Source organism: Lysobacter sp. N42, assembly GCF_004344885.1.
In genome coordinates this window covers 1-6,988 of the sequence record NZ_SKFB01000077.1, presented here as the reverse complement: position 1 = coordinate 6,988, position 6,988 = coordinate 1, and the positions used below count along the sequence as shown (strand labels likewise).

The 6,988-nt window shown below is 71.3% G+C and carries 6 protein-coding genes; 5 read left to right on the top strand and 1 reads right to left on the bottom strand.

Annotation, left to right across the window (positions count from 1 at the left end; translation table 11 throughout):
• The coding region (locus EYQ95_RS25450; RefSeq protein WP_132331890.1) for a sialidase family protein at nucleotides 1-1,204 on the top strand (1,204 nt) is incomplete at its 5' end.
• Between the two features lie 109 nt (nucleotides 1,205-1,313).
• Complete coding sequence (locus EYQ95_RS25445) at nucleotides 1,314-3,731, top strand: TonB-dependent siderophore receptor (protein ID WP_132331888.1); 2,418 nt, start codon at nucleotides 1,314-1,316, stop codon at nucleotides 3,729-3,731.
• Between the two features lie 75 nt (nucleotides 3,732-3,806).
• Here EYQ95_RS25445 and EYQ95_RS25440 read toward each other — a convergent pair whose 3' ends face one another.
• On the bottom strand, nucleotides 3,807-4,331 hold the full coding sequence (locus tag EYQ95_RS25440; protein ID WP_132331886.1) for a hemerythrin domain-containing protein: 525 nt from the start codon (nucleotides 4,329-4,331) through the stop codon (nucleotides 3,807-3,809).
• 269 nt (nucleotides 4,332-4,600) lie between these two features.
• Here EYQ95_RS25440 and EYQ95_RS26525 point away from each other — a divergent pair, with 269 nt between their 5' ends.
• The 3 genes from EYQ95_RS26525 to EYQ95_RS25430 all read left to right on the top strand — a co-directional run.
• Entirely contained in the window at nucleotides 4,601-4,741 is a 141-nt protein-coding gene (locus tag EYQ95_RS26525; RefSeq protein ID WP_165924861.1) for a hypothetical protein, read from the top strand.
• The gene (locus tag EYQ95_RS25435) at nucleotides 4,738-5,295 is read left to right on the top strand and encodes a DUF4142 domain-containing protein (protein ID WP_132331884.1); all 558 of its coding nucleotides are present in this window, start codon (nucleotides 4,738-4,740) and stop codon (nucleotides 5,293-5,295) included. The genes EYQ95_RS26525 and EYQ95_RS25435 overlap by 4 nt, the downstream gene beginning before the upstream one ends.
• 248 nt (nucleotides 5,296-5,543) lie before the next feature.
• Nucleotides 5,544-6,988: GAF domain-containing protein (locus EYQ95_RS25430; protein ID WP_132331882.1), on the top strand; the 1,445-nt coding region annotated here is incomplete at its 3' end.

The following is a 6,988-nucleotide window of genomic DNA, read 5'->3' as shown; positions in this document are numbered from 1 at the left end:
CTCGCCGGAGGCCGCTCCGCCCGCGCCGCAAGGCGCCGCCGCCGCCGGGAAGGCGCCGCTCGCGCCGCGCGTGCGGCCCTGGCGGTTGCCGGACGACGCCTGGGGCCATCCCGATCTCGTCGTCGCGCCCGACGGCAGCCTGCTGCTCTCGTGGCTGGGGCCGGTGACCGGCGGAAACGCGCTGCGCTTTGCGCGGTTCGACGGCGAGCGCTGGTCGGCTTCGCGCACGATCGCCGCGGGCGAGGACTGGTTCGTCAACTGGGCCGACATCCCGCACATCGCCGCCACGCCCGACGGTGCGCTGTGGGCGCACTGGCTGCAGAAATCGGGCGAGGGCAAGTATGCCTACGGCGTCGTGCTCAGCCGCTCGGCCGATGGCGGGGCGACGTGGTCGGCGCCGGTACGCGTGCACGACGACGGCACGCCCACCGAGCACGGCTTCGTCTCCATGTGGCCGGTGGGCCGCGATGCGCTCGGCATCGCCTGGCTCGACGGCCGCGAGACCGCGGGCGGCCACGGCGGCCACGGCGGGAGCGGGGCAATGACGCTGCGCAGCGCCACGTTCGACGCGCGCCTGCAGCGCCGCGGCGAGGTGCGCATAGACGCCTCCACCTGCGACTGCTGCCAGACCGACGTGGCCATCGCCGACGGCTCGCCCGTGCTGGTCTACCGCGACCGCGCGCCAGGCGAGATCCGCGACATCGCCGCCACGCGCCTGCTCGATGGGCAATGGACCGCGCCCCGCCTCGTGCATGCCGATGGATGGCAGATGCCGGCCTGCCCGGTGAACGGCCCGTCGGTGGCCGCGCAGGGCCGTGAGGTCACGGTGGGCTGGTACACGATGGCCGGCGGCGTGGCGCGCATGCGCCTGGCCCGCAGCACCGACGGCGGCGCTCACTTCGGCCCCGCGCTGGAGATTGACCAGGGGCCGGCCGTGCTTGGCCGCGCGTCGGTGGCGCACCACGACGGGCGCGCATGGATCGCGTGGCTGCGCGAGGAAGCGGGCAGGCAATCGCTGTGGCTGGCCGCGGTTTCGCCGGACGCCACGCGCATCGAGCACCGGATCAGGATCGCCGAGTTCACCGGGCGCGGCCGCGGGACCGGCCTGCCTCACCTGGTGGCCGCAAAGACCGGCCTGTGGTTGGTGTGGACCGACATCGAGGACGGCGCGCCGCGGCTGCACGGCGCGCACGTGACGCTGTAGCGGCGCGCCCACGGCCACCGCGGCCGCTGCGCGACCGCAGCGCAAGCGGCCGTTGCGGACGCCGGCGTATCGGCTAGGCTCGACGCATCGCCACCGCCGGGATACGCGCATGACTCGAACCGCCCTGCACGCCGCACTGCTGATCGCCCTCGCCTCGCCTGCGTTCGATGCCCGCGCCCAGAACGCCGACCAGGCGCCGGACGAGGACGCCAAGACGCTCGACCAGGTGATCGTCACCGGCACCCGCGCCTCCGACCGCACGGTGGCCGAGTCGCCCTCGCCGATTGATGTGATCCGCCCCGAGGCGCTGGAGGCCACGGGTACCACGGAACTGGCCACCGCCCTGGCGCGCACGCTGCCCTCGCTCAACTTCCCGCGCCCCGCGATTTCCGACGGCACCGATGCGGTGCGCCCGGCGCAGCTGCGCGGGCTGGCGCCGGACCAGGTGCTGGTGCTGGTCAACGGCAAGCGCCGCCACGGCACAGCGCTGCTCAACCTCAATGGCACGCAGGGCCGCGGCTCCTCGCCGGTGGACCTCAACGCGATTCCCATCGCCGCGATTGATCGCGTGGAAGTGCTGCGCGACGGCGCCTCGGCGCAGTACGGCTCCGACGCCATTGCCGGCGTCATCAACATCGTGCTCAAGGGCAAGGCGGGCACGGGCAGCGTCAACGCGCGCGCCGGGCAGTACAGCGCGGGCGACGGACGCACCGTGCAGCTCTCCGGCGACGCCGGCTTCGGGCTGGGCGAGTCGGGCTTCGTGCACCTGTCCGCGCAGGCCGTGGACAGCGAGCAGACCGACCGCGCGCGCCCGTTCCAGGGCACGCCGGGGCCGGCCACGCCGCCGCTGGGCGTGGTGGTGCAGCGCCAGGGCGATCCAGCCATCGAGCAGCAGGCCGTCGGCTTCAATTCCGAGTTCGGGCTGGCCGAAGGCGTGGAGCTGTTCGCCTTCGGCACCGCCAGCCGGCGCGACGCGCTGTCCAATGGCTTCTTCCGGCCCGCGGGCGATACCCGCAACATCCCGTCCATCTATCCCAACGGCTTCCTGCCGCAGATCCGCAACATCGCCGACGACCGCGCCTTCGTCGCCGGCCTGCACGGCGAGACCGCGGGCGGGCTCGCCATCGAGTTCAGCTACAACTACGGCAGCAGCGACCTGGAGTTCAACGTCGAGAACAGCCTCAACCGCTCGCTCGGCCCGACCTCGCAGCGCAACTTCCATGCCGGCGCGCTCGGCTTCACCCAGCACGTGCTAAACCTCGACTTCAACAAGCTGCTGGAGGTGGGCTGGCTGGACGCGCCGTTGACCCTGGCCTTCGGCGCCGAATGGCGCGGCGAGGGCTTCGAGCAACGCGCGGGCGAGCCGGCCTCCTACATCAATGGCGGCGTGCGGCTGCCCAATGGCGCGCCGGCGCCCTCGGGCTCGCAGGTCTTCCCCGGCTTCCGCCCCGCCGACGCACGCGCCTTCGACCGCCACAGCTATTCGATCTACGGCGACCTGGAAGGCGAGATCACCGACAAGCTCTCGCTGGGCCTGGCCGCTCGCGCGGAGCAGTACAGCGACTTCGGCAGCACCACCTCGGGCAAGCTGTCGGCGCGCTATGCGTTCAGCCCGGCCTTCGCGCTGCGCGGCACCGCGTCCACCGGCTTCCGCGCGCCCTCGCTGCAGCAGCAGTTCTTCCAGTCCACGGCGACGAACTTCATCAGCGTGCCGAACGTGGGCACCGTGCCCTTCGACATCCGCACCTTCCGCGTCAACGACCCGGCCGCGATCGCCCTGGGCGCCGAACCGCTGCGCGCGGAGGAGTCGAGGAACCTGAGCCTGGGCGTGGTGCTCACGCCGCTGAAGGATCTCTACATCACCCTGGACGCCTACCAGATCGAGATTGACGACCGCATCGCGCTGTCGGAGAACCTCACGTCCACGGCGGTGCGAACCTACCTCAACAACAACGGCTTCCCCGACGTGGGCGGCGGCCGTTACTTCACCAATGCCATTGACACCACCACGCGCGGGGCAGACCTCGTAGCGACCTACACCGCGCGCCGCGGCGATCTGAAGATGGACTTCACCGGCGGCTACAACTACAACAAGACGACGATAGACCGCATCGCCGCCAATCCCGCCACCCTGCAGGCGATAGACCCCAATGCCGTGCGCTTCGGCCGCACCGAGGTGGGCCGGCTGGTGGTGGGCTCGCCGCGCAGCAAGCTCTTCCTCGGCAGCGTGTACAGCTACGGGCCGTGGAAGCTGACCTCCAACACCACGCGCTACGGCAGCGTGACCGTGCGCGGCGCCACCCCCGCGCTCGACCAGACCTTCGGCGGCAAGTGGCTGTGGGACCTCGCGCTCAGCTATACGCGCGATGCCTGGGAGTTCACCCTCGGCGCCGACAACGTGCTCGACGAGTATCCGGACGAGGTGATCTTCGCCAACTCCACCTTCGGCCAGCTGCCGTATTCGTCCAGCTCGCCGTTTGGCTTCAACGGCGCCTTCGTGTACGGCAACCTGCGCTATCGCTGGTAATCGCGGCCGGCGCCCGCCCGCAACGACGAAGCCCGCCATCCGGCGGGCTTCGCGTATCGGTGCGGTGGCTGGCGCTTACCGCAGCGGGCGCTGCTCGGAGCCGCGCTGGCCCTTCTGGCGCTTCATGGCCTCGATCATCGCCGGGCCGGCGGCCATCAGCTCTTCCTTGCGCGCGGCCATGCGCTCGCCGAGCTCGACCAGCTGCTCACGGTCGAGGAGCTCGCGAGCGCGCTTGAACATCTCCTTCTCTTCCTCTTCGGCGTGGTGCTCGACGAGGTCCATGAGCACCTTCGCGCGCCCGCCGAACTGGTCGCTGGCCACCTCGGTCTCCAGCAGGTCCGGCATGACCAGCTCGCCGGCGGCGCGGTGCTCCTCCAGCGCCTCGAAGATCATCTCCTTGTCCTCGGAGTTCTCCGCGGCTTCGCGGAAGGCCGGGTAGAAGATCTCCTCCTCGATCGTGGTGTGCACGTCGAGTTCCAGGCGGATCTTCTCGAGCAGTTCGGTGCGCGTCTTCACCGCGCGCGAGGTGGTGTCGGTGAGTTGTTCGAAGAGGCCGCGCACCTTCTCGTGGTCGGCCTTGAGCAGTTCGATCGCGTTCATGGGGTCACCTGTGGCGGGCGTAGAGGTGCGGGGGACGCCTACCCTGTCACGGCCGCCGTGAGAGCCGTGTCAGACGCGGCCAGCGACTGGGGGCGCGCGGCGGCAGGCGTGGGGCCGTGGGTTCGCAGGCGATCGCCGTGCACGACAACGGCCGCTGACGCAGCCGCTTTCACGATGCATGACCGATGCGCTGGCTACCGTCGCCCGTCGGCCCGAGGGCGGGCCCGATGCATCCCCCACTGCGCTGCATCCATGACGGAGATCCACGCATGAACACCAAGACCCCACTCGCGCTGGCCGTGGCGGCGCTGCTGCTGGCCGGCACCACCGCCTGCAACCGCAACAACGATGCCGCCGGCGGCACACCAACAACACGCCGTCGCCGGACGCGGCGGGCGCGGATGCGATGACCGACACGCAGCCCGCCGGCCCCGCCGTGCCCCCGGGCACCGATGCCGCCGCGGCGCCGTCGCAGGCCGAGGCGCTGGCGCTGCTCAACGCGGTCAACGACCACGAGGTCAAGGCCGCGGAGATGGCGAAGTCGAAGAACGTCACCGGCCCGGTGCTCGAGTACGCCAACATGATGCAGGCCGAGCACGGCAAGAACATGACCGACACCAATGCCCTGCTGCAGACCGCCGGCGGTGCGCCCGCCGACAGCGCGCGCCTGAACGAGCAGAAGGCCAAGTCGGAGGCCAAGCGCGCGCAGCTGCAGGCGCTGGAGGGCGAGGCCTTCGCGAAGGGCTACATCGATGCCATGGTCACCGACCATGCCGAAGCGCTGACCCTGCTCGACAGCATGCTGATCCCGGCGGCGACCGACGAGGCGGTCAGGAACCACCTGACCACCACGCGGCAGCACGTGCAGCAGCACCACGACCGCGCCCGCGAGATCCAGACGCAGCTCGGCGGCGCGTCCGCCGCGGCGTCGAACGCCGGCCAGGCGGGCGGCACCGGCGGCTGACCGGCCGCCGTCATTGTGGTCCGCGGCGCCTGCCGCGGACCCGTTCGATCTCCTATGCCCCCCCGCAGCTGCCGCGCCCCACGGTGCGGCAGCTGCGGTCGCACCTGCAGGACCGCACCCCCGAGATCGGCGCAGGACCGGCCTTCCGCCGTGACGGCCATCGCCTGCCGGACTCAAGTACGCCCTCCAGCGGCCGTTAAACCGCTTCGGGGCGCCCGCCCCGGCGGCGGGTCCGGCAGGAGACGAGCGTGCAGAGTGTGGGAGACATCGCGATCATGGCCGCGCCGGCCGTGGACGGCCCCGGGCTGGGCCGGAGCCTGGCCGAGCTCCTGGGCGCCCCCGACCTGCGCAGCTTCGCCACCCGCGCCGCCGCGTACCTCGAAGCCCAGGGTCTGCCCGGCGTGCTCGTAGGCTGGACGCTGGATGGCGATGCCCTGCACCTGCACGACGCCAGCCGCCTGCGCCAAGGCGACCGCGCCCTGGTACAGGCCGCACGCGCGGCCGGCTGGGCCTTCGACGCCGCGCGCGGGCGCCTGGCCTGTCGCGTCGAGACCGGCGAGGGCCGCTATGCCTTCAGCCTGATCGTCGATGCCGGCCAGGAGCGGCATGCCGAGGTCGCGCGCCAGGTCGAGCTGCTCGCGCCGGTGGGTGCGGCGATCTACGAGAAGTCCCTGCTGACCGCGTCCATGGAGCAGCTGGCGCACTCGGAGCACCTGCAGTCGGCGCTGTTCGCCATTGCCGACATGGCCAGCTCCGACATGGACCTGGGCGACATGCTGCGCAAGCTGCACGCCATCGTCGCCAGCTTCATGTATGCGGAGAACTTCTACATCGCGCTGTACGACGATGCGTCGGACACGCTGCGCTTCATCTACTTCGTCGACACCGAGGACGCCGGGGACGCCACGATCCGCGATGCCGACCGGCCCGTGCCGATGTCGGCACTCGAGCAGGGCCTGACCTGGTACTGCATACGCGACCGGCAGCCGCTCATGGGATCGCTGCAGGACATGCGCAGGCAGGTGTCCGGGCCGCTGCGCGACATCGGCACCAAGTGCTTCGACTGGCTCGGCGTGCCCGTGATCCTGGGCGATCGCGTGCGTGGCGTGCTGGTGGTGCAGAGCTACGTGGAGCGCCCGCGCTACACCGCCGCCGACCAGGCGCTGCTGAGCTACGTGGGCAGCCACATCCTCACCGCGGTGGACAGGAAGCTGGCGCAGGAGGAGCTGGAGCGGCGCGTCGAGGAACGCACCCAGGAGCTGCAGCGCAGCGTGCGCGTGCAGCAGACGCTCTACCGCATCGCCGAGCTCTCGCACACCGCCACCGATCTCGACGAGTTCTACGCGGCGGTGCACCGCATCGTCGGCGAATTCCTCGACGCGCGGAACTTCTACATCGCCACGCTCTCCCCGCACGGCGACATCCTGCATTTTCCCTATTTCGTCGACCAGTACGGCACCTGGCCGGAAAGCCGGCGCTACGGGCGCGGCATCACCGAGTACACCATCCGCCGCGGGCGGCCCTGGCTGGTGGACATGCGCGATGCGGAGGCCGCGCGCGAATTCCGCGCGCGGGTGGAATCGGGCGAGATCGAGCCGCACGGGCCGCCGGACTTCCAGGCCTGGCTGGGCGTGCCGCTGGTGCTGGGCGAGAAGGTGATGGGCCTTCTGGCGGTGCAGAGCTACACGCCGGG